The sequence below is a fragment of the Tunturibacter empetritectus genome (assembly GCF_040358985.1).
GTDB classification, from domain to species: Bacteria; Acidobacteriota; Terriglobia; order Terriglobales; family Acidobacteriaceae; genus Edaphobacter; species Edaphobacter empetritectus.
In genome coordinates this window covers 3,456,146-3,480,273 of the sequence record NZ_CP132932.1, presented here as the reverse complement: position 1 = coordinate 3,480,273, position 24,128 = coordinate 3,456,146, and the positions used below count along the sequence as shown (strand labels likewise).

Sequence of the window (24,128 nt, the reverse complement as noted above, 5' to 3'; positions counted from 1 at the left end):
ACGTAAAAAGACCGCGTCGATTCAACTTTCGCGGTCTTTTCTCATTGCAAAGAGACTAGTAGTAGAACTTCGCGCCAATCTGAATAAGCCTTGGGTCTCGCGCTGCGGTCACAACACCAAAGTTTGTTGAACCGAAGGTAGTAGCGTTATTGGAATTCTGTGGACCTGGGGCCGCAAAGAGAAAGTTCGGATGATTGAGCGCGTTGTAGAACTCCCCACGCAGTTCAAAGCGGCGAGCCTCTCCGACAGGAATTGTTTTTAGCACCGAGATATCCCAGTTCTTCACGCCTGGACCGTTGACTGTGTTAAGCGATACGTTTCCAAAAGATCCGAATGCAGGATCCTGAAAGGCACATGTATTGAAAAACGTACCAGCAGCGCACGGTTTGCCGGAGGCTTTCTGCCCGGGGACAAAATCAGGTCGTTGTTGCCCATCGGAGTTTGCAAAGTTCGCATTGGAGTCGGTAACCGTGTACCAGGTGCCTGAAGATAGCGTGGCTATACCAGACAGCTGCCAGTGCCCAATAATGTAATCCAACGGACGTCCGGCCGATCCGGCGAACTCTTTCCCTGTCCCGATTGGAAGATCCCACGAGTAGCCAGTCGTAAAGCGGTGCCGGACATCGAAGTCCAGATTTCCATACTCACCTACAGTCCTGCCGTCACGGAAGGAGTCGTTATTCTGTGCCCCTAAATTGGCGTTTGAGGAGTTGCCAAGACCGTGGCTGTACGTATAGTTAACGATCGCAGCTACGCCATGACTCAAGTGCTGCTCGAGTTTAAGTTGGCCGGAGTTATAGTTGGTAAAGCCATTCGAGCGCAGCCATCCAATCGACGTGTCCAGCGTCGGAAAAGGACGGCGTGGGGCAGACGGAGCGGACGAGTCTGCAGTAGGTGCAGCCTGATTCACGTTTGCAAATGTATAGAGATGCGTTCCCTTGGATCCGACGTATGCCACTTCGATGGTTGTGTGTGGAGTGATCTCATGTTGCACCGTCAAATGCCATTGTGCTACGTAGGGTGTCTTCAACTTATCTTCGGAGAAGAGATTAGGTGTATTCGGGTCGCTAAGAGCGTCAGATGGGAAGCCATCCGACAACGTGCGTAGGCCTGGAATCGAACAGTCCAGCACGGACGCATACGATGCGAGACTACAAGGCGCAACATAATTCTGCGAGGCGAAGTAAGGTGGGTTAAAGCCGGGACTTGGGTTACTGTATGGCCCGCTCTCTTCCCCATTGAAGAAAAGACCAGTACCCGCACGCAAGACCCACCCTTGCCAAAACTGAAGCGCCAGACCGAAGCGCGGAGAAACATTGGTATAGATTGGCGGAATCAATCCGTTCGAAGCCGTTCTATTCACAGTAAGCAAACCTGCAAGCGTAGGGGTTAGCACCGCGTTGTTACTGCGAGGGATGTCGAGTTGACCTGTGATCGGATTGAAGTTGGCCTGCGAATTATGACGTTCGAGTATGGCGGAGAAGAAGTCGTAGCGAATTCCCGCATTGATCGTCAGCTTCGGTGTGGCACGCCAATCATCCTGCAGGAAAATCCCGAAGACCTTCCTGTTGTAGTCGACGTTGTTGAGGTTGTTAATCCCACCACCATCCGGCTGTCCGGTGAGCAGGGTAGCAAAACCACTTCCACCAGTTCCCTGCGCGGCCGGATTATCTGTGAACTGTGTCCCAAAGGTTAAGGTCCCACGTGGTGCTGCAGGTTGGAAGATTGTGAACTCTTCCGGCCGTATCTCACCGCCAAACTTAATGCTGTGATCATGCACAATGAGAGTAAAGGTGTCGGACAATGAATAGGTGTTCTGAATTTCATTCGAAGGAAGATAAGTAGGGCTTCCAAGGGTCGCCACATCATTGAAGAACATCTGTGGCAATCCACCATTGTCCGTGCCTGCCTGATACGGGACTCCAGGAAAGCCAACAGCCGCTGAAACATTGGTATTAGAGTTGAACTGAAATCGGTTCGTATGAAGCCGGTTATAGCCAATGCGGATTTCGTTTACGCGCGTCGGAGAAAATACATGTGTTTCACTCACTGCAATGGAGTAGGCACGATTATCTCCCACCCCTGTAAAGAAGCCGCCGCCGTCCGCAATGCCGGGGAATGTAGCTGGAATCGTTGAAGGTGCACGGCTTATGCTGAACCGGTAAAAGATATTGTCACTATGCGTCATTACCTGATCGACTCGAACATCACCCTGATTCGCGTTTCGTATCAGCTTGGGATTCGAAACATAGTTGTAGCCTGAGCCGTTCGCGTTTGGCGCGGGGTATAAAGCGGCCAACTTGGCTCCTAACGGATCGATAGCTGAATTGGGAATCACGTTTGACGGTGTGCCATCCGCGTTATAACCAAACGGAACGCCGCAATAACCAGTCGGACTCGCCGCCGAAGCCTGGGTTTTTTTGGTATCGAAGAGCTCTCCGTTATAGGTTGGATTGCCGTTACAGTCATTTACTCCCGTGGCCGAAGTAAGGTCAAGCTGACTCGAAAAATCTCCTGCAGTCTGCGCGGCGGTTGGGACCAGTGCAGTGTAGGTCTGTCCCTGCGACAATCTCAGGCCTTCATAGTCAGCGAATAAAAACAACTTGTTGTGAATGATAGGAAGACCAATGGTCGCTCCGAACTGATTCTGATGATAAGGAGGCAACGTTTGATCGAAATAGTTACGCGCATCAAACGCCTGGTTACGCAAGAACTCATAAAGGACTCCATGAATATGATTCGATCCACTCTTGGTCGTAGCATTCACAACAGCGCCAGTAGCGCGGCCGAACTCAGCAGAATAAGAATCAGTCTCAAACCTGAACTCTTGAAGGGCATCCACTGACGGCATCACTACATAGTTTGCTTCGTTCAAGAGATCTGGCAGGTTCGAGTTATTGTCTATGCCATCCAGCAAAAAATTATTTTGCAGCGACCGCGCACCATTCGCGCTGAAACCGTAGCCCTGTTCGTCGCGGGCACCCGGCTCGCTGACCGTCACGCCTGCGGACAACTGCGCAAGTTGAACCGGATTTCTTCCATTGAGTGGAAGGGTTTGCATCGTGCGGCTGTCGATGAGTTGGCTGCGCTCTGAAGTGGCCGTCTCAAGCACTGGCGCAGTATCCGAGACCTCAACAACTGCGCTCACCGAACCAGTTTGCAACGCAAGATCGAACTGCTGCCGCTGTTGAACACTCAAGGTGAAAGGGCCGGCAACTGCCTGGCTGAATCCCGTCGCGCTAATTGCCAATCGATACGTGCCAATATGAACCGGGCTAATCGTCCACTCGCCGTTTGCAGAACTCTTGGCGTGATAAACGAAGTTAGTTTCAGTATTTGTGACTGTCACATCTGCCATTGGAACAGTGGCTCCGGTCTTATCGGTGACTCTGCCCGCTACGGTTGCAGTATCGATCTGCCCCTGCAAAAGCGGGACCGCGGCCAGAAAGATCACAAGCAGAATGAAACCTGATACCTTCACATTCCTTCGCATCTGCATATGAGCTTCCCTTCAGCTTCATGAATTTTCATTTGTTTACGTATTGTTGTGAATAATCAGGGAAGATCAATGAATTGTCAATCTATTTATGTTTCCCCGAACCCGAGAAGACTTCCAATATGCGAAGTCGGGATTTGATCAGGTTCATGATCGCAACAGATCGTTGAAGACTCTAAAAGTAACGAGATCATTGCCTCGACCGTCATTTCCGGACTTGTGCAAAGAGCAAAATACAAGGAATCGTCTTGGTATTCGCGAGCTTTGTTTCTTTCGGTGACCGTGGTCAGTCTGAAGGCAACATAGACTTCGGAGGGCTACTTTTAAAACCGATGCTCGTTCGGAATGGCCAGGTGTCTTAGGCGTGACGGCAGGCCGGATAGCTTGTCCTGACGGATTTTTACCTCAGGCCAAGAGACCGGATGAGATTTTCGAGGAAGAATTACACGCCTGACGCAGATTCGGCTTCGACCTACACAGGGCTACGGTACCCTACCTGACAAGTCTGACCCTACACCCAAGAACGTCAACTGATGTAATAGATTGTGGGTTATTGGTGCCCGGAGGGGGACTTGAACCCCCACGACCTGATAAGGGTCTGCGGATTTTAAGTCCGCTGTGTCTGCCGATTTCACCATCCGGGCTTGCGAGAGATTATGACCCGCCTTCATCATCTTAACGCATTCCCGAAAGATCTCCCGCCAGGGAACCTCCGTTGGCATCTTTGCGTATCTGCAAAGAGTTTGCATCCTATCCCGGGTCGGTTACTCCATGCCTCTCCACGAAATCCTGATGCAAACCTTGTCTGCTCTCTGGGACACCAAGCTCCGCAGCTTTCTTACAATGTTCGGCATCGTCTGGGGCATCACGTCGGTGATCCTGCTCGTTGGCCTTGGCATCGGCTTCAACGTGGATCAAAAGGAGCATCTCCGCACGATTGGCACCGACATCGCAATCATCTTTGGCGGCAAGACCGGTGCCCAGGCGGGAGGATACGCCGCAGGCCGAGACATTCATCTCACCGTCGATGACGCCATCGCGATCCAGCAACAAGCGTCTCTGGTAAAGACCGTAAGCCCCGAACTCCGCCGCAGCGTCGCCGAGGTCAGCCAGTGGAATGCAGCAAACCGGCCCGTGCGTGGCGTATGGCCGGAGTATCAACGATTCCGCTCCCTCACCGTTGAACAGGGACGGCTCATGACCGCGCAAGACGAAACCGAAGGGGCACGCGTCATTCTACTTGGTGCCGAAGCAAATCGGCAGCTCTTCCCTGGCAAGCCAGTCATCGGACAGCCGTTGATGGTTAGCGGTTATGAATATACCGTCATCGGTGTGCTTGCAAAAAAGAAGCAGAATGGCAGCTACGGCAGCGGCCCCGACAACACACAACTCTTCACAACCTATTCGGCCATGGCCCGCGACTTCCCGCCAACCGAAGGTCCCGGCGTCATCCGCGGATACGTCAACAACATCGTCGTCGAGCCCGTATCCCCCGGCATGCACGAAAGAGCCCTGGACCAGGTATCGCGAATCATCGCAGAACGTCACCACTACGATCCCAACGACAAAGAAGCTCTCTGGATATGGGATACCCTCGAAGGCTCGAAGTTTACCGAACGCATCTTCAGCGTCATGACATTTTTCTTCGGCGCAGTAGCGCTGCTGACACTCGCCCTCGGTGGTATCGGCGTCATGAACATTATGCTGGTCGCAGTCACCGAACGCACTCGCGAGATCGGCGTTCGCAAAGCCCTCGGCGCCACTGCCATCGATATCAAACGCCAATTCCTCGTCGAGTCCGCAATCATCACCCTGGTCAGCGGACTCGGCGGTCTGGCACTTGGAGTCGGAGTCTGCGTCGTTATGCGTTATGCCCCACTTCCCGACTTTGTGCCGCACCCAGTAATCTCTCCAATGGCCATTGCCGCATCGCTCACCACCCTGGCAGCCATCACTGTCTTCGCAGGAATGTACCCTGCTCTTCGCGCCGCTAATCTTAGCCCCATGGAATGCCTGAGGACAGAGTAGAGATGAGCCTTCTTGAAATCATCCGCCAGAGCCTGGACTCGCTCCTCCGCAACCGGCTGCGCTCTGGCCTCACCATGCTCGGGATCATCTGGGGACTTGTAACCGTCGTTCTTCTGCTGAGCTATGGCAAGAGCCTCGGCGAAGGCGTACTCAACGGCTTCATGGGCCTCGGCGACAACGTCATCATGGTGTGGGGCGGTCAAACCAGCATGCAGGCTGGCGGCGAACGATCCGGTAAAAAAGTAAAGTTCCTCGATGGCGACACCGAAGCAGTACGCGACGCGGTTCCCTTCCTCAAAGCAGTCAGCTCTGAGACCGACGACGGCTTCAGCTTCAAGTACGGCTCCAAGGTCGTCAACATCCAGAGCAAAGCAGTCGACTTCCCCTACGGAGGAATGCGTCGGCTCAACGTCGATCAAGGCCGCTACTTCGAAGCAGCCGACTTCACCGATCATCGCCAGGTCGTCATCTTCGGCCCGCACGCCGCACAAAAGCTTTTCAACGGCTACCCTCCCGTCGGCGAGTCGGTCCAGATCGAAGGCCACGTCTTTCAAGTGATCGGCGTTCTAAAAAACAAAATCCAGGACTCCTCCAACAACGGCCCCGACAATGAAAACGCTTTCATCCCCTTCGACATGATGCGCCTACTCCGCAATCAGCGCGACCCAGACAGCATCGTCTTCCAGCCCAGCGCACCCGAGCTCCATCTCAAGGCACTCCAGGCCGTTCGCGCCGTGCTCGCCCAGCGACATCATTTCGATCCCAAGGATGACAAGGCCGTCCCCAGTTGGGACACAGTCGCCGACTCAGCCGAGATCATGCAGTTCAGCACCGCGCTCGACCTTCTCCTCGGTATCATCGGCGCCATGACCCTTGGCGTCGGCGGAGTCGGCGTCATGAACATCATGCTCGTCTCGGTCACCGAGCGCACCCGCGAGATCGGCCTGCTCAAAGCTCTAGGAGCACGCCGCAAAGACATCCTCACGCAGTTTCTCCTCGAAAGCCTGACCCTGACCTTCCTGGCAGGCATCGTCGGAATGATCGTGGCCGTCGTCGTCGCCTACCTTATTCCGCCGATGCCGCTCTACTCCGACATCTACAAGACAGCCAACCACGAGGGCGACATCCTCCTCCGCGCCTCCCCAACCATCATGCTCGTCTCGTTCGGGATCCTCGCCTCTGTAGGTGTCATCTCCGGACTCCTCCCCGCAGTACGAGCCTCGCGCATGGACCCCGTTGTTGCCCTCCGCCACGAATAGCCCGGTCCTCACGACCAACGGGAGGACCAGCACCGTTCACTCCGCCGTAACAAGGTAGAGGAGTCACGAAGTGACCGCGCGAATCGGGGTCCCCCCGAACAAATTTTCGTTCGTGGGGGCAAGCGAAGTGGGCCCGTCCAGCAGGACACACGCCCTAACTAGCCAGCCGATACCGAATCGCCTGATCCTCAAGAAAATACTCTGCCGAGCAGTCCAAAGCCCCACAGATCATAGCCTCCAGCCCAGCGCACTGCTGCTTCGTAATCAGCCCCAGCGATCCGCACGACGGACACGCCAGCACCGCCCAGTAAGGGTTATCCGCCTTACCCAGCTCGCCCGCTTGCTCCAGCAGAAACAACGTGCCCGGCTGCATCTGCTCCGGGATCCACACTTCAAGTAGGTTCAATTCCGCTACCATGCTTGCCTCTTCTCCCAACGGTTGTCTGCGATTCACGACTCACGCGTTCTAGCGCCAATACCGAATTGTCACGCTGCGGAAGAGACCTCCTGGATGACTTTATGTCATGTCGTCCTGTGCACTACTTCTGGTGCACAGAATAACGGAATTCCCGCTCCTGTCAATCCCGCATTTTGCACAATAAGAAGAAAAGAAGACAGCGTGGTTCGCCGCCCTACTGCACCGCATACAGAGCGCGATAGATCTCACGGTTGCGCAGAATCGCCTGCACATACTCCCGCGTCTCACTGTAAGGAATCGACTCGACGAACTCGGCGATATCCTTGTAGTCTCCGACCTCCATCCATTGCCGCACCGGCACGTCCCCTGCGTTGTAAGCAGCCAGCGCATACTCAGCCTGTCCGCCGAACCTGTCCATCACCTCGCGCAGGTTCAGTGTGCCCAACTGTAGGTTTGTCGCCGGGTTCAACAGCATATTCGCATCGAAGTGTTTGATCCCCTGCTTCTTCGCCGCCGCCTTCCCCACCGAAGGCAGCAGTTGCATCAGCCCCCAGGCGTTTGCATGACTCACTACACCTGCATTGAACTCCGACTCCTGCCGAATCAGCGACGCCACCAGGAAGGGATCCAGACCGTTCTTCCGAGAGCTCGCCGTCAGATCTGCCCAGTAAGGCTGCGGAAACAGAAGCTTCCAATACACCGTCGGAACCTCATCCAGCGGCAGCGAAAAAAAGGAGATCCCGCTATGCTTCATCGATTGAATCGCCCGCGTCGTCTCCCCATACGACGCGTAGATCTCCGCCTGGGCCAGAGCGCCCCATTCGCTCGAGGTTTCGCTCGCCTGAATCTCCGGCCCGATATATTCATTCAGCGCCGCATTCGCCAGCAGCCGCGCCTTGATCAGATGAGGCTCGTTCTCCGGCAACTCCCCAGTCAACTCCGGAACCACCGGCACATGCACCGCGCTCAAAGCCGCGGCCGGAGCGACACTCGCCGTCTGCGTCTTCAGCACATTCAACCGTTGCCTTGCCAGCCCTGCATAGTACGAGTTGATATACGAGCCACTCAGCGCACGATAGTAGTTCGCAGCCTGCCCGAAGTTCTTTTCTTCATCCTCATAAATTCGCCCGCGCCAGTAGAGAGCCCCAGGAATTTCGATCCCCCCGCCAAACATCTGGATCTGCTCCTCCATCAACCGCGCCGCCTCAGCATAGTTATGCTGCCGATAGTTCATCCACGCCGCCCGCCAGTGTGCCGAAGGCGCATATAAACTCTTCGGAAACAACTTCACCAGCAGCGCATAGTGATAGGTCGCCTGCTGCGCATCATGCTTCAGCAGATACATATTTCCGCCTGAATACAGCGCCTCCTCCAGCCACCGGCTCGTCGGAAAATCTCTCACCATCTGCGCGATCAAAGCGTCATGCGCGCTTTGATCATTCTCATTACGCGACAACTCAGCCAGCAGATACAACTTCAGAGCCGCACTATCGTCTTTTGTATCCGGCAGCTTCTCCACCTCTCGCCGGCTGATTTTCTTCAACCTCATATCGGATGCCGCGGCATAGATCAACAGCGCATCATGGTCCGCCACGCTCAAACCCGAACCATCCCGCTCGATCGAGTGATACTCCTCTCCAGCCTCCGCGTATCGCTTCGCGTTGAACAGTTGGTCCGCGTGAACCTTACGTTCTGCAGCAGTAGGAGGCGTATTCATCGCCTGCAACTGCGTACGCGCCTGGGAAGCCTCAACGCTCAAAGGAAACCCAGCATAAATTCTGCTGTAAATGGAAGCCGCATGTGCCGTGTCACCCGAGGCCTGGTAAGCCCGCGCCAACGCATAACGAAAGTCGACATGCGACGCCTGCGCCGAATCCACCAGCGGCACCAAAACCTTCAGCGCGCCCTGCGGATCATTTTGTTGCAGATGAGCATTCGCCAGCAACACCGGCGCACTCGCGTCGAAGATGCTCTCAGGATGCCGTTCCGCGAACCGATCCAGTAACCCATACGCATCCGCCCCATGCCCACCCTGTATCGCCGCCTGCGCCCCTAGGCAATCCGCGTAGTCATCCAGCGCCGTGCCGCTCACATTCGCCTGTCGATAGCTGCCCACCGCATCGTCATACCGATGATCCAGCATCGCAGCATGCCCCAGCGCCAGGTAAGCCGCAGCCGCGCCCTCTCCTGGATGCTGCCGCGCATAAGCCTCTACCCCGCTATAAGCCGCTGCCGACCGAGTCGCCGCCAACTGCTGCGCCATCGGACGAAGCAGCTCCGAAGCCTTGAACGCGCTCGTCAACCGAATCGTCTGCGCCGTTGGCTTCCGCGAGACCACGTGGCGCTTCCGGCTCGCAGTACCCTTCTTCCCCGTCGTCTTACTGCCCGACGTCTTGCCAGATGCCCCCGCCCTCGCCTTCCCGCTCGCCCCCTTCGTCTTCGATCCCGAGGCCTTCCCTGCGCCTGCAGAGGATGTCCCGGACTTGGGCGGTGTCTTCGGCGCCTTCTTAGACTGCGGTTTAGATTGCGCCGTCGCCGGTGTTGTGGCCTGTGCCTGCCCGACCGTGTAGCCCGCAGAACACGGCACGCTCATCCCAATCGAAGCAGCGGCAACCACCGCCAACCAGACCTTACCGCCGATGGTCACCATCGTTCCCTTGTTTCTCCAACCCACATCTCCACTCTAAGCTGAGCCGCTCCGGCTCCGCAGCACCAATCGACCGCGAACCACCCCAGATACCACTCCAGTTACTTCATAGGATGCGTCCGACCTGCGCCTCCTGCCCTTTTATCGGCGCCGAGCGCTCCTGAGATTACTAGTTGCCGGTCTTTTTTCACGAGAAGAGTAAAGATCTTCCCCTCAAGGCCGAATAGACGAATAAGACTGCAATATGCAGGTAAGTGCGTACGCATATCTCACTCATGTTGTCCCGCGAATGCATTCTCTCCCTCCAGAAAGAGTCTCCAGATTGCCTCTGAGGAAGTACGAGGAATACTATGCGCTTAAGCCTGCACGCCCTTGCCTCTCTCCTTGCCCTCGCTTGCATCCCTCTCCTCGCCGACCCTATCCCCTACGCAAACGTCGGGCAACTAGCTCCGGACCAATCGTTTACAGCAACCGGCAACGGGATAGTAACCGCCTACTTCTACTCTTCCAGCGCCAGCAACGACGACAAGATCATCCTCTGGGACAAGACCTCCGGCACACGCACCGTCCCCTCTCTCGACAACCACACCTCCGCCGGCGGATCCTCTGTCTCACTATCTGTCAAAGCCGGTGACTCCCTCATCTTCGTCTTTGACGACGTCACAACCGACCAATACTTTAGCTCAGTCGACTACTTCGGCACAGCCTCACCCGCAAACTACAACGACGACGGCTACAACCACGCCTACTCCACCGCCTCCTCCGGCGGAGTAGGCGGTATTCCTGCAGGCATCTATATCGGGATGGAGGATCTCGGAGCCACAGGCCTCAAGCCGCTCACCCTCTCCGACCTCGACTACAACGACGACAGCTTCATCGTCACTAACGTCACCACCGCACCCACTCCCGAGCCAAGCACCATCATCCTCTTCGGCACCGGCCTGGTCGCAGCAGCCAGCGCCCTCCGGCGAAAGTTCGCCCGCGGCTAAGTCCCTTCGCCATCAACGTTCGGCAACACCATCGAGCATGATCCGTCAAGCCGTGTTCTCCGGGAACCTCGCTTCGGGAACCGCCTCTTCCGGCAACAAAAATTCCTCTCCGCAGATCTCTTCCAATCCATAACTTTGCTCTCTGCCTCACCGACATTTACTATGTTGTAGATACTGATCTCAGCCCTCCTTCAACCGGACGATTTCAGTACCTGTTTTCCGCACCTTTTCACTCATGCCCGCCATCCAATCCCCAGCCACGGAAGAGGTACACCCCGACGTAGCGCTTGTAGCGCGCGCAAAGGCGGGGGATACCGCAGCATTCGAGCAACTGGTTCGTCAGTACGAGCGCCAGATCTTCCGGGTAGCGCAGCATATTACTCAAAACCGTGAAGACGCCGAAGACATCACGCAAGACGCATTCCTCAAGGCCTACGAGAAGCTGGAGCAGTTCCAGGGAAACTCCAAGTTCTCGACGTGGCTCGTCCGCATCGCGGTCAATGAGAGCCTCATGCGGCTGCGCAAGCGCAAAACCAGCAAGACCGTCTCCATGGACGAAGACGTTCGGACCGAAGAAGGATCTATTCCTCGCGATTTTGCCGAGTGGCGGCCAAACCCCGAGCAGCAGTACAACCAGGCTGAGCTCGCCGACATTCTCCGCAAGACCATTCAGGGTCTCCCCCCAGGATTCCGCACCGTCTTCACTCTCCGCGACGTTGAAAATCTCTCCACGGAAGAGACTGCGGAGGCACTCGGCTTGAGCGTCCCCGCGGTGAAATCAAGATTGTTGCGTGCGCGGCTTCAACTGCGCGAACGTCTCAGCCGATACTTCCGGCAGAAGCAGGAGGGCCAGCCAGCATGAACTGCACGGACCTATTGAGCCATCTTTCCGACTACTTCGACGACCAGCTCACTACCGAGCTTCGCGAGGAGATCAGCGAACACACCGCTGGCTGCCAGCACTGCCGCGTCGTTCTCAACACCACCCACCAGACCATCGAGGTCTACAAGGGTAACGAGATCTACGAGGTCTCTCCCGGACTGCGCGAACGCCTTCACTCCGCCATCATGGCCAAGTGCCTCGCCAAAAGATAGCCCCATTAAAACATCCGTCATCCTCGCCAAAGATAATCCCGTTAGACATCCGTCATTCTGAGCGCAGCGAAGAATCCCCGCATTCTTCCGAAGTGGCACACCTCTCTCTTAGAGCAATTTGCCTGTTGGTGCAGCGCTCCTCCTTTTTGTTGTCATTCCGCAGCGTAGCGGAGGAATCTGCTGTTCGCTTCACCCACATCAAACAATCAGCCTGAGCGTCCCAACCACCCACTAAATCCGCCCCGCCGCTCTAAGAGCACCAATCTCCACATCCGTGAACACCCTCGACCGGATCAGAAACCGTACCCCTTCTCCGTTCTCCAGCGAAAACATCCCCCCGCGTCCCGGCACCACATCTAAAATCAGCTGCGTGTGCTTCCAGTATTCGAACTGGCTGCCGCTCATATAAAACGGAGTCTCCCCCAGCGTCGCCAGCAGCACATCGCCATCTCCCACTAAAAACTCCCCCCGCGGATAGCACATGGGGGAGCTGCCGTCACAGCAACCTCCCGACTGATGAAACATCAGCTCCCCATGTTTGTTCGACAACCTGCCCATCAACTCCTCAGCAGCAGGCGTCGTCACAACCTGTTCCGGTAAACCCATCTTTAACCCCATGTCCTGCCGGACGGGCCCACTGCGCGTGGGGCGGTCACTTCGTGACGCGTATACCGGTCTCGGCAGCACTAACAGCATCGGTCCTCCCGTTGGTCGGAGATGATCGTTCCCGACCAACGGGAGGAACCACGGAACTCAACCCGCCAAAGAAGGGTATACAAGTCACGAAGTGACCGCCCCACGCGCAGTGGGCCCGTCCGGCAGGACATCTCCTCTAAAAAAATCCCATAGCATTCGGGCTATAGCTCACCAGCTGATTCTTAGTCTGCTGATAATGCTCGAGCATCATCTTGTGATTCTCCCGCCCAACACCCGACTGTTTATACCCGCCAAAGGCCGCATGAGCCGGATACAAGTGATAGCAGTTCGTCCAAACCCGTCCTGCCTCAATCTCCCGCCCAAAGTGGTAAGCGCGATTCATATCCCGAGTCCAAACTCCCGCGCCTAACCCGTACAACGTGTCATTGGCCAGCGCCAACGCCTCCTCCTCATCGTGGAAGGTCGTCACCGAAACTACCGGCCCAAAGATTTCCTCCTGAAAGATGCGCATCTTGTTGTTACCTTTGAAGACAGTCGGTTCAATATAAAATCCCTCGGCCAGATCGCCACCCTGCGCAGCGCGCTTCCCTCCTGCTAGCACCTCCGCACCCTCCTGCTTGCCGATGTCGAAGTAGGAAAGAATCTTCTCCATCTGCTCGCTCGAAGCCTGTGCTCCAATCATCGTCGTCTTATCCAGCGGATTTCCCTGCCTGATCGCACCGACGCGCTTCAGGGCACGCTCCATGAACTGGTCGTAGAGCGTGTCCTGAATCAGTGCGCGTGAAGGGCAGGTACACACCTCGCCCTGGTTCAATGCGAACATCGTAAAGCCTTCCAACGCCTTGTCGAAAAACGCATCATCCGCGCTCGCCACATCTTTGAAAAATATATTCGGACTCTTCCCCCCAAGCTCCAGCGTCACCGGAATAATGTTCTGCGAGGCATACTGCATAATCAGCCGCCCCGTCGTCGTCTCCCCTGTAAACGCAATCTTGTTGATGCGCTTGCTCGAAGCCAGCGGCTTCCCAGCCTCCAACCCAAACCCATTGACGATATTTACCACTCCCGGCGGCAAAATATCCTGGATCAACTCCATCAAAACCAGGATCGACATAGGAGTTTGCTCTGCCGGCTTCAGCACCACGCAATTTCCTGCGGCCAGCGCCGGCGCCAGCTTCCACGTCGCCATCAGGATCGGAAAGTTCCACGGAATAATCAGCCCAATCACACCCAGAGGCTCATGGTAGTGGTACGCCACCGTATCCTTATCGATCTCCGAGATCGAACCCTCCTGTGCACGAATCACCCCGGCGAAGTAACGAAAGTGATCGACAGCCAGAGGCATATCCGCCGCCATCGTCTCGCGAATAGGCTTGCCGTTATCCCACGTCTCCACCGTCGCCAGCATCTCCAGATTGTCTTCGATCCGCTGCGCAATCTTCTCCAGCATGCGTCCGCGCTCAGTTGTTGAAATCTTTCCCCAGGCCTTCTTCGCCGCATGCGCCGCGTCCAACGCTCGGTCTACATCCGCCGCATTCGACCGCGCAATCTCGCACAGTACCTGCCCCGTCACCGGCGTCACATTCTCAAAGTATTGCCCAGACAGCGGTGCGACCCACTCCCCGCCGATGTAGTTCTCATACCGTTTCTTGATCTGAACCGGAAACCCATAGGTCCCTGGCTGAAGCGCAGTCATCGTAGCCATAGTGTCCACTCCCTCGAGATCCTTACCTTCACCGCGCTCGAAATTGTAGTCCTCCTCGCCGATTCCTGTCACAGCGAATCAGGCAACCCAGATCGTCCGTTCTGTTTACTGAACAAATGAATATAGGCATACTGCAACAGCATGATGGTCTTGCCGTCCGCGATTTCACCCCGCCCGATCGCCGCCATCGCATCTTCAATCGAAAGCTCCAGCACCTCAATATCCTCCCCCTCGTTGAAGTTGCCGCCTCCCTGCGCTACCCGACTCCCGCAGTTATACTCCGCTAGGAAGAAGTAGAGCTTTTCGGTCACCGAGCCTGGACTCATAAAGGCTTCAAAGATCTTCCGCACATGATCGACGCGATACCCTGTCTCCTCCTCCACCTCAGCCTTGATTCTGTCTTCAGGGCTCGCTTTATCCAAAAGGCCGGCCGCCGTCTCTATTAGCATCCCGGAGTGTCCATTCACAAAAGCCGGAAAGCGAAACTGTCGTGTTAACACAACCGTTCGCCGCTCAAGGTTGTACAGCAGGATCGTCGCGCCATTGCCCCGGTCGTAGGTCTCCCTGCTCTGCTGCTGCCAGGTTCCATCGCTCCGTTGCAGTTCAAAAGTAGTCTTCTTCAACACATACCAATCGTCCGAGAGCGTCTCGACCTTCGTGATCCGCACGCGCTCTTTCATGGAAGGCGCTTTAAGAAATTCAATCATGCTGAAACGTTATCGTGCATTTTCGTGCAAAGTCAAGTAATATCGTGAACAATGCTAACCGATCACAGAAAACAACAGCTCCTCTCGATTCTCAAAAAGAACGGACAGATTATCGCAAAAGAAGTCAGTCGCGCTATGGGTGTCTCAGAAGACACCATCCGACGCGACCTGCGGGAGATGGCCCAGCAGGGACTTCTTCAGCGCGTCCACGGCGGAGCCCTCCCTGCCTCCCCCGCGGTGGCAGACTTTGCCGGACGGGAACGAATCGCTTCTGATGGAAAAGTAGCAATCGGTCGCGCTGCGGCAAAGATGATTCAGCCCGGACAAGTCGTAATCCTCGATGGCGGCACCACTGCAAGGCAGATTCCACGCCACCTTCCCTTAGACCTCAAAGCGACCATCATCACCCATAGTCCGACCATCGCTCTCGAACTCATCCACCACCTTAACGTTGAAGTGATCCTTATTGGAGGACGCCTCTTCAGGCACTCCGTCGTCGCCGTCGGGGCTGCAGCCATCGAGACAATTGCTCAAATCCACGCCGACATCTACTTCATGGGAGTAACCGGCATACACCCAAAAACCGGCCTCACCACAGGCGACTACGAAGAGGCGGCGGTAAAACGCGCATTGAGCCACGCCGCGGCAGAGACCATAGTGCTCGCCTCCTCCGAGAAGCTCAATGCAGCCTCTCCATACGTCGTCGTCCCTTTCACGGAGATCAGCGGCATCGTCACAGAACGGTCTATAGAAAAATCAGTCTTACGACCGTATGAAAAACTCGGAATCACCGTAACTCGCGCATCGTAGGCGCACACTATTCGCCGCTGAAATAGAAAAGCCCCGGAATCACCGGGGCTTCTTGCGTCGTGAAAGGGCTACCTGCCGACGACTCTAAAGTCATCCGGTTCATGAGCAAGCGGCGTATCCCACCCGCAGCACGGAACGATATTTTTTCCAGCTTCTGGCGGTCCCCACGTATGCGGCTCGTAAACATAAACCGGCGTGTCCTCCTTAAGAACAGGATCAACAATACGCCAGGCTTCTTCAACGTAGTCCTGCCGCGCGAAGAGCGTTGCATCACCCGCGATCGCATCGGTCAGCACCCGCTCATAGGCCTCCATCTCCTGTGGGCTCGGATGGCGGCTGGCAATCAGTTCCACCGACTCGCGCCCAGTGCCCTCCAGTTCGTTCGCGATGGAAACCGACATCGCAACCGTCATCTCGGGACTGATGCGGAAGCGCATATAATTTTGCGCCGTATTCGGCTCTGTGATGTTCGTCGTCGGTGGTTTGCGAAACCGCGCCATCACCTCCATGCATGTCACCGGAAGGTTTTTCCCCGCACGAATGTAAAAAGGAACGCCATCCCACCGCCACGATTTAATCTCAAGCTTCAGGCAAGCAAACGTCTCGACTTTCGAGTTCGGCGCAACGCCCTTCTCCTCCAGATAGCCGCGAAACTGTCCACGAACCAGATCCTTCGCTTCAATCGGAGGAATAGCCTTTAATACCTTCACCTTCTCGTCGCGCATCGATTCCGCATCACCGCGCGCAGGACACTCCATCGCAAGATTACACATCACCTGAAAGATGTGGTTCTGAATCACGTCGCGAATCGCACCAGTCTGGTCATAGAAAGCCCCGCGCCCCTGCACGCCAAAGTCCTCCGCCATCGTGATCTGAACACTCTCAACATAATCGCGGTTCCAGATAGGCTCCAGGAACGTATTCGAAAAGCGAAAGGACACCATATTATGGACCGGTCCTTTCGCAAGATAGTGATCGATGCGAAAGATTGAAGACTCTGGAAACGCCGAGAGCAAAATCCGGTTCAGCTCTTGCGCTGAAGCCAGATCATGTCCGAACGGCTTCTCCACAATCATTCGAGCGCCCTTCGCCGAGCCAGACTTAACAAGTTGTTCGACTACCTCCTCGAACAAAGAAGGAGGAATCGCCAGATAATGAGCTGGCCGCTCCGACGAACCGAGAGCCTTCCGCACTGCAACAAACGTCGACGGATCCACGTAGTCCCCGTCGACATACTGCAGCAGCGCACTCATCTTCGCCCATGCGTCAGGATCCAGTCCCCCGTGCTTTTCGAGACTGTCTTGAGCACGCGCTTTGAACTGATCGAGATTCCAGCCAGCCTTTGCAACACCAATCACTGGAACATTCAGCGTGCCCCGCTTCACCATCGACTGAAGCGCAGGAAAGATCTTCTTGTAAGCGAGGTCGCCGGTCGCACCAAAAAATACCAGTGCATCGGAATGAGTTTGACTCACGAGTTTTCTCCTTCAAGTCCAGACTATTTTTCGTGCGGCTTCTCAAGATGGCCGCCAAAGGCAAAGCGCATCGCAGACAAAAGCTTATTTGAGAAGTCAGCTTCTCCCCGCGAACTGAACCGCGAATAAAGAGCCGTCGTCAGCACCGGAGTTGGAACGCCTTCATCGATCGCAGCCTTGATTGTCCAGCGGCCCTCACCCGAATCCGAAACCCTTCCGCCATACTTCGAAAGCTCAGGGTCCACAATCAGCGCAGACGCCGTGAGATCCAGCAGCCATGAAGCAATCACGCTCCCGCGACGCCACACCTCGGCAACATCAGGCAGGTTGAAGTCGTAAAGATAGTGTTCAGGATCGCGCAACGGTGTCGTCTCAGCATCGATCTCTGCCGTGTGCTTGCCGATATTGGCAGCCTTCAACACGCCTAATCCTTCTGCGTAAGCCGCCATCATCCCATACTCAATTCCGTTATGTACCATCTTGACGAAGTGTCCGCCGCCGCTTTCACCGCAGTGCAGATAACCCTGTTCCGCCGTCCCCCCAACCTTCTCACGGCCAGGGGTCTTCGGAATATCGCCTATACCAGGGGCAATCGTCTTGAAGATCGGGTCAAGATGCTCCACCACCGACTTTGGGCCGCCGATCATCATGCAGTAGCCGCGCTCCAGGCCCCAAACGCCTCCGCTCGTGCCCACATCCACATACTGAATCCCCTTAGGCTCAAGCTCTTTGGATCGCCGAATGTCGTCAATGTAGTACGAGTTTCCACCGTCAATCAGGATGTCGTCCTTCTCAAGATGCGGCACGATCTCCGCAATTGTCTGCTCGACCACTCCCGCAGGAATCATCAGCCAGATAGCGCGCGGCTTGGATAGCTTGCTCACAAAGTCCTCAAGCGAACTTCCCCCCGTGACGCCCTTCTCCTTCGCAAGATCAGAGACAGCCTGTTGCGACCTGTCGAAGACAACGCATTCATGCCCATTCTTGGCCAACCGCTTCACCATGTTGGCTCCCATTCTGCCCAGGCCTATCATTCCAAGTTGCATTTAACGCTCCCTCCAATAGTTATTGGTTCACTGAACATCAAAAACGGTGCAGAGTTTTCTTGCAACCGCAGCCGCCGGGCCTTATTTGTTCTTCCTATATCTCCGAATCAAATTCGTCGTAGAAGTATCATGCGAAAGCGCGGGCTCCGTCTTGCTCTCCAGCTCTCCAATAATCTTCTGCGCCAGCACCTTGCCAAGCTCAACCCCCCATTGATCGAACGAGTCGATGCTCCAGATAGTACCCTGCGTGAACACCGCATGCTCATAAAGAGCGATCAACTTACCCAGCACCTCCGGGGTCAGTTGATCCGCAAGAATCGTATTCGACGGACGATTGCCTTCGAACACCCTATGCGGAACCAGCCAGTCCGGCGTCCCCTCAGCCTTGACCTGCTCCGCAGTCTTGCCGAACGCCAGCGCCTCAGCCTGCGCGAACACGTTCGCCATCAGCATGTCATGATGCTGGCCCAGCGGATTGAGCGTCTTATAAAATCCAATAAAATCGCAGGGGATCAACCGCGTCCCTTGATGGATCAGCTGATAAAACGAGTGCTGTCCGTTAGTCCCAGGTTCGCCCCAGTAGATCGGCCCAGTCACTGTAGCAACGCGCTCTCCATCGAGCGTCACGTGCTTGCCATTGCTCTCCATCGTCAACTGCTGTAGATACGCCGGAAACCTTTTCAGGTACTGTTCATAGGGCAGAACCGCAACCGTCTGCGCATCGAAGAAATCCGTATACCAGACCGTCAGCAGCCCCAGCAAAACTGGCAGATTGCTGGCGAAGGGTGCGGTGCGGAAGTGCTCATCCATCTGATGAAACCCATCCAGCATCGCGCGAAAGTTATCCGGTCCGATCGCCAGCATCGTCGATAGCCCGATCGCCGAATCCATCGAGTAGCGGCCGCCGACCCAATCCCAGAACTCAAACATATTCGCCGTGTCAATGCCGAACTTCGCAACCTCCTTCGCATTCGTCGAGATCGCGACAAAGTGCTTTGCAACAGCTTTCTCATCGCCACCCAGTCCAGCCAGCGACCAATCCCTCGCCGAATGCGCATTCGTCATCGTCTCCAGCGTTGTAAAAGTCTTCGAAGCGACGAGAAACAGCGTCTCATCTGCATTCAGATCCTGCACTGCCTCGACGAAGTCCGTCCCATCCACATTTGAGACAAACCGGAAGGTAATATCGCGCTGGCTATAGTGCTTCAACGCCTCATACGCCATCACCGGCCCAAGATCCGAACCGCCAATCCCTATATTGATGACGTTCTTGATTCGCTTGCCGGTATGCCCCTTCCACGCCCCACTCCGAACCCTATCCGCGAAGGCCGCCATCTTGTCCAGTACCGCATGAACCCCCGGCACAACATCCTCACCATCAACGACGATCTTCTCACCCTGCGGCGCGCGCAACGCAACATGCAGCACAGCCCGGTTCTCGGTGATATTGATCTTGTCCCCGCGGAACATGGCGTCGATCCGCTCCCTCAACCCCGACTCCTCCGCTAACTGAAGCAGAAGTTTCAGCGTCTCGTCCGTAATGCGATTCTTCGAGTAGTCGAGAAAGATGCCCGCAGCCTCAAGGGTAAACCGCTCTCCCCGCCCAGGATCCTCCGCAAATAGTTGTTTCAGCTGCGTGTCTCCAATCTTCTGATGATGCGCACTCAGCGCCTTCCATGCCGAACGCTCGCTAAGCGGCGTCAATTTCGTCGTCATCTGCATACTCCTTGCATCGCTGTTTGTTCCCGCCAGACCAGACTACTATTCATTCCCGTTACAGATATTGCGCTGAGGAGTGAAGGTCGAAAAACCTTCAACATTCCTACAATTTTAACGAAGATCCCCGGCAGCTTACACAAATCTATAGTTCCAACACCAGCCTCTCTGCTATTGATGTTCGAAAGACAAACAGATATTCCAGAAAAAGCTGCCCTTATTCATCGCTCATCAGACAAGTTCGGCGGCATAAAGTTACCACTCTCCGGAAGAACCCTCAAACCAGCTCGGGTTACTAAACTTCTCGCCGCAATTGGTTAGATCCAGTCCCTCAGATCCCGATCTCGGTCCTTATCGCGGCCGCAATCGTATCGGCATGATGCCGCATCAGAGGCTCAGATTCCGCTTCGATCATCACGCGAGCCAAAGCCTCGGTGCCGCTATAACGAATCACCACTCGGCCCGAATCAGCCAGTTCGAACTCGGCGGCGCGAATCGCTGCAGCCACATTCGGAATCTCCTCAAGCGGTCTCTTCTCGCGTACTTTGACGTTCACAATCACCTGCGGAAACACCTTCAGATCTGCTACAAGCTCGGCCAAAGACCTCCCGCTCCGATGGACGACATCCAGCAACAGCAGCGCCGTCAGCAGCCCATCCCCCGTCGTGCTGCGTCCGCTAAAGATAATATGGCCGGACTGTTCTCCTCCCAGAGCCGCACCGGTCGCAATCATCTGCTCAAGAACATACTTGTCGCCTACCGCGGCACGTAGCATCTCGATCCCGCTGCGTTTCAGCGCCGCCTCAAGCCCCATATTGGACATCGTCGTCGCAACCACCGTCGAGTTCGTCAAAAGTCCGCGGCGTTGCAGATCGCGTGCCGCCAACAGCAGGACGGCATCCCCATTCACAACCTGGCCATGCTCATCTGCAAAGAGCGCTCGGTCGGCATCCCCATCAAACGTAATCCCCATCGACGCCTTGCAGTTCTTCACCTGTTCGGCAACAATCTCAGGATGCAACGCCCCGCAAGCCTCATTGATATTTCTTCCGTCGGGACTGGCATGAGTGATCAAAACCTCTCCGCCCAGGTCGGAGAATAACTGAGGCGCGACCGACGAAGCAGCTCCGTTGGCGCAATCGATCACGATCCGCTTCCCATCCAGTGACAACTCAGGAGCAGACGCCAGCAGATAGCGGACGTACTCTGCGCGATCGGTCTCATTCACCGCAGGCGGTTCAGTCCTTTGCGGAGCATTCGTTGACACAGCAAGTTGACGGAAGATCTCTTCTTCGATCGCAAGCTCAACCGCATCCGGGAGCTTATAACCATCCGGCCCAAAGAGTTTGATGCCGTTGTCCTGCCACGGATTGTGCGAGGCCGAGATGACGACGCCAGCTGCAAAGCCATGGGTATGTGTGAGGAATGCAATCGCCGGAGTCGTAATCACACCAGCGCTCTCAACAGATGCTCCGCCCGCGTCCAGCCCGGCAGTCAGCGTTGCGGCAATCCACCCGCTCGACTCGCGAGTATCCATACCGAGCAACACGCGGGGTCTCGGAGTCTTCACGCCAAGAATATGCGCCAGGGCAAGCCCGATAGCGTATACCGTGGTCGCATCGAGGGGTGACTGCCCAGCGACAGCGCGGATGCCATCGGTTCCAAAGAGCTTCTTCATAACTTGCCGGTCTCCGTTACTTCGTCCGTATCAGTTTGAGTTATTTTGGCTTTTAGCGTCCCATGCGCAAGCCGCGCACGTATAGTCTGGCCCGGCGTAGCATCTGCAGAAGAACGCAGCAACGTGCTGTCTCCAGCGCCGCTTTGCAGGTACACCAGGGCATAGCCGCGTGACAAAACGGCGAGCGGCGACAGGACATCAAGCCTCGTCGAAGCCCTTTCAAGCCGTGTACGCCGGCCGACAATGCTCTCCATTGCAACACGCTGCAACCGCAGCGTGTCAGCCAGCAAATGATTGCCCGTAGCTGCGATTCGAACGGAGATATCCTGGCGGCGGAGTCGGTCGCTCACCACATTCAGCCGTTGGGCGGGAACACGAAGACGTTGTTGTACAGCGGCGTCAAGACGAAAGCGGAGTTCGTCGAGCCGCTGATCCCTCCGGCTGACAGCATCTCGCAGTCTATTTAACACTGCCTCCGCTGAGAGTCGTGCGTAGCGCTGCCGCGCATGCATCAGATGGAATCTTCCGGCCCGCAGCACTCTTGCGCCCAGCGCAGCGACCTGGTCTTCGATGCGATGTTGAGCGGAAGTAATCAATTCAGCAGCAGCCGACGGCGTCGGCGCCCGAAGGTCCGCGACGAAATCAGCAATCGTGAAGTCGGTCTCGTGGCCAATTGCCGAGACCACAGGAAGTGCGGACGCCGCAATCGCGCGCGCCAGCGCCTCGTCATTGAAGCCGGCAAGATCTTCCATTGAGCCGCCACCCCTGGCAATCACAATCGCATCAACCAGCGAGGAGTTGGCGTTGAACCAGCGGATTCCCCCAACAACAGATTCCGGACTGGAAGCACCTTGCATCGTAGCGGGATATATCAGCAGATTCAGCCGCGCATGACGACGGCGAACGACCGTAACGATGTCACGAATGACCGCGCCGGACAGCGAAGTAACGATGCCAATGCACTTCGGAAACGAGGGCAGCTGGCGTTTACGCGCCGCGTCGAAGAGTCCTTCTGACAGCAATCGCGCCTTCAGTTGTTCAAACGCAAGCTGCAGCGCACCGGCGCCGCGGGGCTCCATCGTCTCCCCAATGAGCTGGAGCTGCCCTCGGCTCTCATACACTGAGACACGGCCCCTAACCAGAACCGCAAGCCCATCTGCAGGCCGGAAGCGCAACAGTCCTGCCTGGCGGCGAAAGAGCACTACCGGCAACTGAGCCTCGCCATCCTTCAGCGTAAAGTAAATGTGGCCAGAGGGTGCCGGCCTGCAGTTGGAGATCTCACCTTCGACCCAGAGATCGCTATAGGTCGTCTCAATCTGCTGTCTTGCGTTCATCACCAGCGCGCGAACGCTCCAGATATGGCGCTCCATCGCTGGTTCGCTCACGCCAGAGATTCTTCGCCGAGCTGGCTCTATCGCAATCTTGCCAGACTCTTCGCTGCCAGAAACCGGCTCAACAGAAGCAACCGCTAACGCACTGTCTTCTTCATAAAGGGAGAATAGCTCCGATTGAAACAACGTATCCGGCACCGGAATTGTCGAGGCCTTCGACGACGACCTTCTTTCGGTCCGAACCTTCCCTCGCCGCGCTCGCAGGCTGGCCAGTGTCGGCGGATTGTCTTCCCTTTCGGACATCTTGCCTGAGTCTAGCATCGCAGCGCAGCCAAGTAGACTGTCAGCGGCGCAGCCGTCCCATGACCCAAAGAAGTACGCTTAAAAGAACACTAATCAGAATTGAAGTTGCAATTGGAAATGAAACCGACCATCCCCTCCCCCGCCAGCTAAAGTCACCGGGAAGACGCCCAAGAGGAAGATTCAGGCGATTCAACCCAAGGATGAGGGCACCTGCCAAAGCCAGCAGCAGCCCGAGGATGACAAGAGTACGGCCCAGCTCAGACATGCTGCACCACTCTCAAGCAGTCGCCAGCAGCGCGGCAGCCTCACGCAGAAGCTCCGAAGGCTGACACGGCTTGGTAAGAATGCCTACAGGCCGCGACAAAGTACTGGCCCGCTCCCGCACACTCTTCAGATTGGAGTAAAAACCGGTCAGCATAAGGATCCGACATGCCGGCAACTCCCGCGTCACATCGTTCACCAGCGAAAGTCCATCCCGCCCAGGCATCGATACGTCGCACAGAAGAAGATTTGGCTCAAAGTCGCGAGAGTATTCCAATCCCTGATCTGCGGAGTAAGCGGCCTTTGCCTTGAAACCGCTCCTCTCAAAGATGAGAGTCAGCGTATCGGCCACCAAACGGTCATCATCAACCACCAGAACTCGCTTCATGGGGCCCTCCGTGCGAATCGTTCGGGTTGCGTGCGTTCACATGCCTGGCAAACCTAGACTAGGCTTCAAAAAGCATTTTTGTCGAATCAAAATTCAATGATTTCATCTCTGAACATTAG

The 24,128-nt window shown here is 55.9% G+C and carries 19 protein-coding genes and 1 tRNA gene; 6 read left to right on the top strand and 14 right to left on the bottom strand.

Annotated features, from left to right (window positions below; all coding sequences use genetic code 11):
* Positions 1–55: 55 nt before the first annotated feature.
* Together RBB75_RS14390 and RBB75_RS14385 are read right to left on the bottom strand one after the other, a co-directional pair.
* On the bottom strand, positions 56–3,499 hold the full coding sequence (locus RBB75_RS14390; RefSeq protein ID WP_353068463.1) for a TonB-dependent receptor: 3,444 nt from the start codon (positions 3,497–3,499) through the stop codon (positions 56–58).
* Between the two features lie 551 nt (positions 3,500–4,050).
* Positions 4,051–4,140 (bottom strand) — tRNA-Leu (locus tag RBB75_RS14385).
* 148 nt (positions 4,141–4,288) lie between these two features.
* Here RBB75_RS14385 and RBB75_RS14380 point away from each other — a divergent pair.
* Positions 4,289–5,524 (top strand): ABC transporter permease, encoded by a 1,236-nt coding sequence (locus RBB75_RS14380; RefSeq protein ID WP_257030869.1) that lies wholly within the window; start codon positions 4,289–4,291, stop codon positions 5,522–5,524.
* 2 nt (positions 5,525–5,526) lie between these two features.
* Positions 5,527–6,783, top strand: coding sequence for an ABC transporter permease (locus RBB75_RS14375; RefSeq protein WP_179637416.1), 1,257 nt, complete (start codon positions 5,527–5,529; stop codon positions 6,781–6,783).
* Between the two features lie 154 nt (positions 6,784–6,937).
* Here RBB75_RS14375 and RBB75_RS14370 read toward each other — a convergent pair whose 3' ends face one another.
* On the bottom strand, positions 6,938–7,201 hold the full coding sequence (locus RBB75_RS14370; protein WP_179637415.1) for a hypothetical protein: 264 nt from the start codon (positions 7,199–7,201) through the stop codon (positions 6,938–6,940).
* 214 nt (positions 7,202–7,415) lie between these two features.
* Complete coding sequence (locus RBB75_RS14365) at positions 7,416–9,875, bottom strand: transglycosylase SLT domain-containing protein (RefSeq protein ID WP_353068462.1); 2,460 nt, start codon at positions 9,873–9,875, stop codon at positions 7,416–7,418.
* Between the two features lie 323 nt (positions 9,876–10,198).
* Between RBB75_RS14365 and RBB75_RS14360 the strand changes: the two genes are divergently transcribed.
* From RBB75_RS14360 to RBB75_RS14350, 3 genes are all read left to right on the top strand, one after another.
* Entirely contained in the window at positions 10,199–10,837 is a 639-nt protein-coding gene (locus RBB75_RS14360; protein WP_353068461.1) for a PEP-CTERM sorting domain-containing protein, read from the top strand.
* Between the two features lie 235 nt (positions 10,838–11,072).
* On the top strand, positions 11,073–11,699 hold the full coding sequence (locus RBB75_RS14355) for a sigma-70 family RNA polymerase sigma factor (protein WP_179637413.1): 627 nt from the start codon (positions 11,073–11,075) through the stop codon (positions 11,697–11,699).
* Entirely contained in the window at positions 11,696–11,932 is a 237-nt protein-coding gene (locus RBB75_RS14350; RefSeq protein WP_179637412.1) for an anti-sigma factor family protein, read from the top strand. Before RBB75_RS14355 ends, RBB75_RS14350 begins: the two co-directional genes overlap by 4 nt.
* 231 nt (positions 11,933–12,163) lie before the next feature.
* Here RBB75_RS14350 and RBB75_RS14345 read toward each other — a convergent pair whose 3' ends face one another.
* The 3 genes from RBB75_RS14345 to RBB75_RS14335 form a co-directional block, all read right to left on the bottom strand.
* A complete protein-coding gene (locus tag RBB75_RS14345) occupies positions 12,164–12,538 on the bottom strand; it encodes a DUF779 domain-containing protein (RefSeq protein ID WP_179637411.1) in 375 nt (124 codons plus the stop codon).
* Positions 12,539–12,764: 226 nt separating this feature from the next.
* Complete coding sequence (adh, locus tag RBB75_RS14340; RefSeq protein ID WP_218884492.1) at positions 12,765–14,294, bottom strand: aldehyde dehydrogenase; 1,530 nt, start codon at positions 14,292–14,294, stop codon at positions 12,765–12,767.
* A 68-nt stretch (positions 14,295–14,362) separates the two neighbouring features.
* Complete coding sequence (locus RBB75_RS14335; RefSeq protein WP_353068460.1) at positions 14,363–15,001, bottom strand: NUDIX domain-containing protein; 639 nt, start codon at positions 14,999–15,001, stop codon at positions 14,363–14,365.
* A gap of 51 nt (positions 15,002–15,052) precedes the next feature.
* Here RBB75_RS14335 and RBB75_RS14330 point away from each other — a divergent pair, with 51 nt between their 5' ends.
* Entirely contained in the window at positions 15,053–15,811 is a 759-nt protein-coding gene (locus tag RBB75_RS14330) for a DeoR/GlpR family DNA-binding transcription regulator (protein ID WP_179637410.1), read from the top strand.
* 68 nt (positions 15,812–15,879) lie between these two features.
* Here RBB75_RS14330 and zwf read toward each other — a convergent pair whose 3' ends face one another.
* From zwf to RBB75_RS14295, 7 genes are all read right to left on the bottom strand, one after another.
* Positions 15,880–17,286 carry a glucose-6-phosphate dehydrogenase gene (gene zwf, locus RBB75_RS14325; protein ID WP_179637409.1) on the bottom strand — a complete coding sequence of 469 codons (1,407 nt, stop codon included), beginning with the start codon at positions 17,284–17,286 and terminating at the stop codon, positions 15,880–15,882.
* 23 nt (positions 17,287–17,309) lie between these two features.
* Positions 17,310–18,332: a phosphogluconate dehydrogenase (NAD(+)-dependent, decarboxylating) gene (gnd, locus tag RBB75_RS14320; protein ID WP_179637408.1), complete on the bottom strand. Its 1,023-nt coding sequence runs from the start codon at positions 18,330–18,332 to the stop codon at positions 17,310–17,312.
* 81 nt (positions 18,333–18,413) lie between these two features.
* Positions 18,414–20,048, bottom strand: a complete 1,635-nt coding sequence (gene pgi, locus RBB75_RS14315; RefSeq protein ID WP_179637407.1) for a glucose-6-phosphate isomerase — start codon at positions 20,046–20,048, stop codon at positions 18,414–18,416.
* A gap of 331 nt (positions 20,049–20,379) precedes the next feature.
* Entirely contained in the window at positions 20,380–21,726 is a 1,347-nt protein-coding gene (glmM, locus tag RBB75_RS14310) for a phosphoglucosamine mutase (RefSeq protein ID WP_179637406.1), read from the bottom strand.
* Positions 21,723–23,360 carry an exodeoxyribonuclease VII large subunit gene (gene xseA, locus RBB75_RS14305; RefSeq protein ID WP_353068459.1) on the bottom strand — a complete coding sequence of 546 codons (1,638 nt, stop codon included), beginning with the start codon at positions 23,358–23,360 and terminating at the stop codon, positions 21,723–21,725. Before xseA ends, glmM begins: the two co-directional genes overlap by 4 nt.
* Positions 23,361–23,400: 40 nt before the next feature.
* Positions 23,401–23,625, bottom strand: coding sequence for a DUF2905 family protein (locus RBB75_RS14300; protein ID WP_179637404.1), 225 nt, complete (start codon positions 23,623–23,625; stop codon positions 23,401–23,403).
* Between the two features lie 12 nt (positions 23,626–23,637).
* The gene (locus tag RBB75_RS14295; protein WP_179637403.1) at positions 23,638–24,009 is read right to left on the bottom strand and encodes a response regulator; all 372 of its coding nucleotides are present in this window, start codon (positions 24,007–24,009) and stop codon (positions 23,638–23,640) included.
* Positions 24,010–24,128 lie beyond the last annotated feature (119 nt).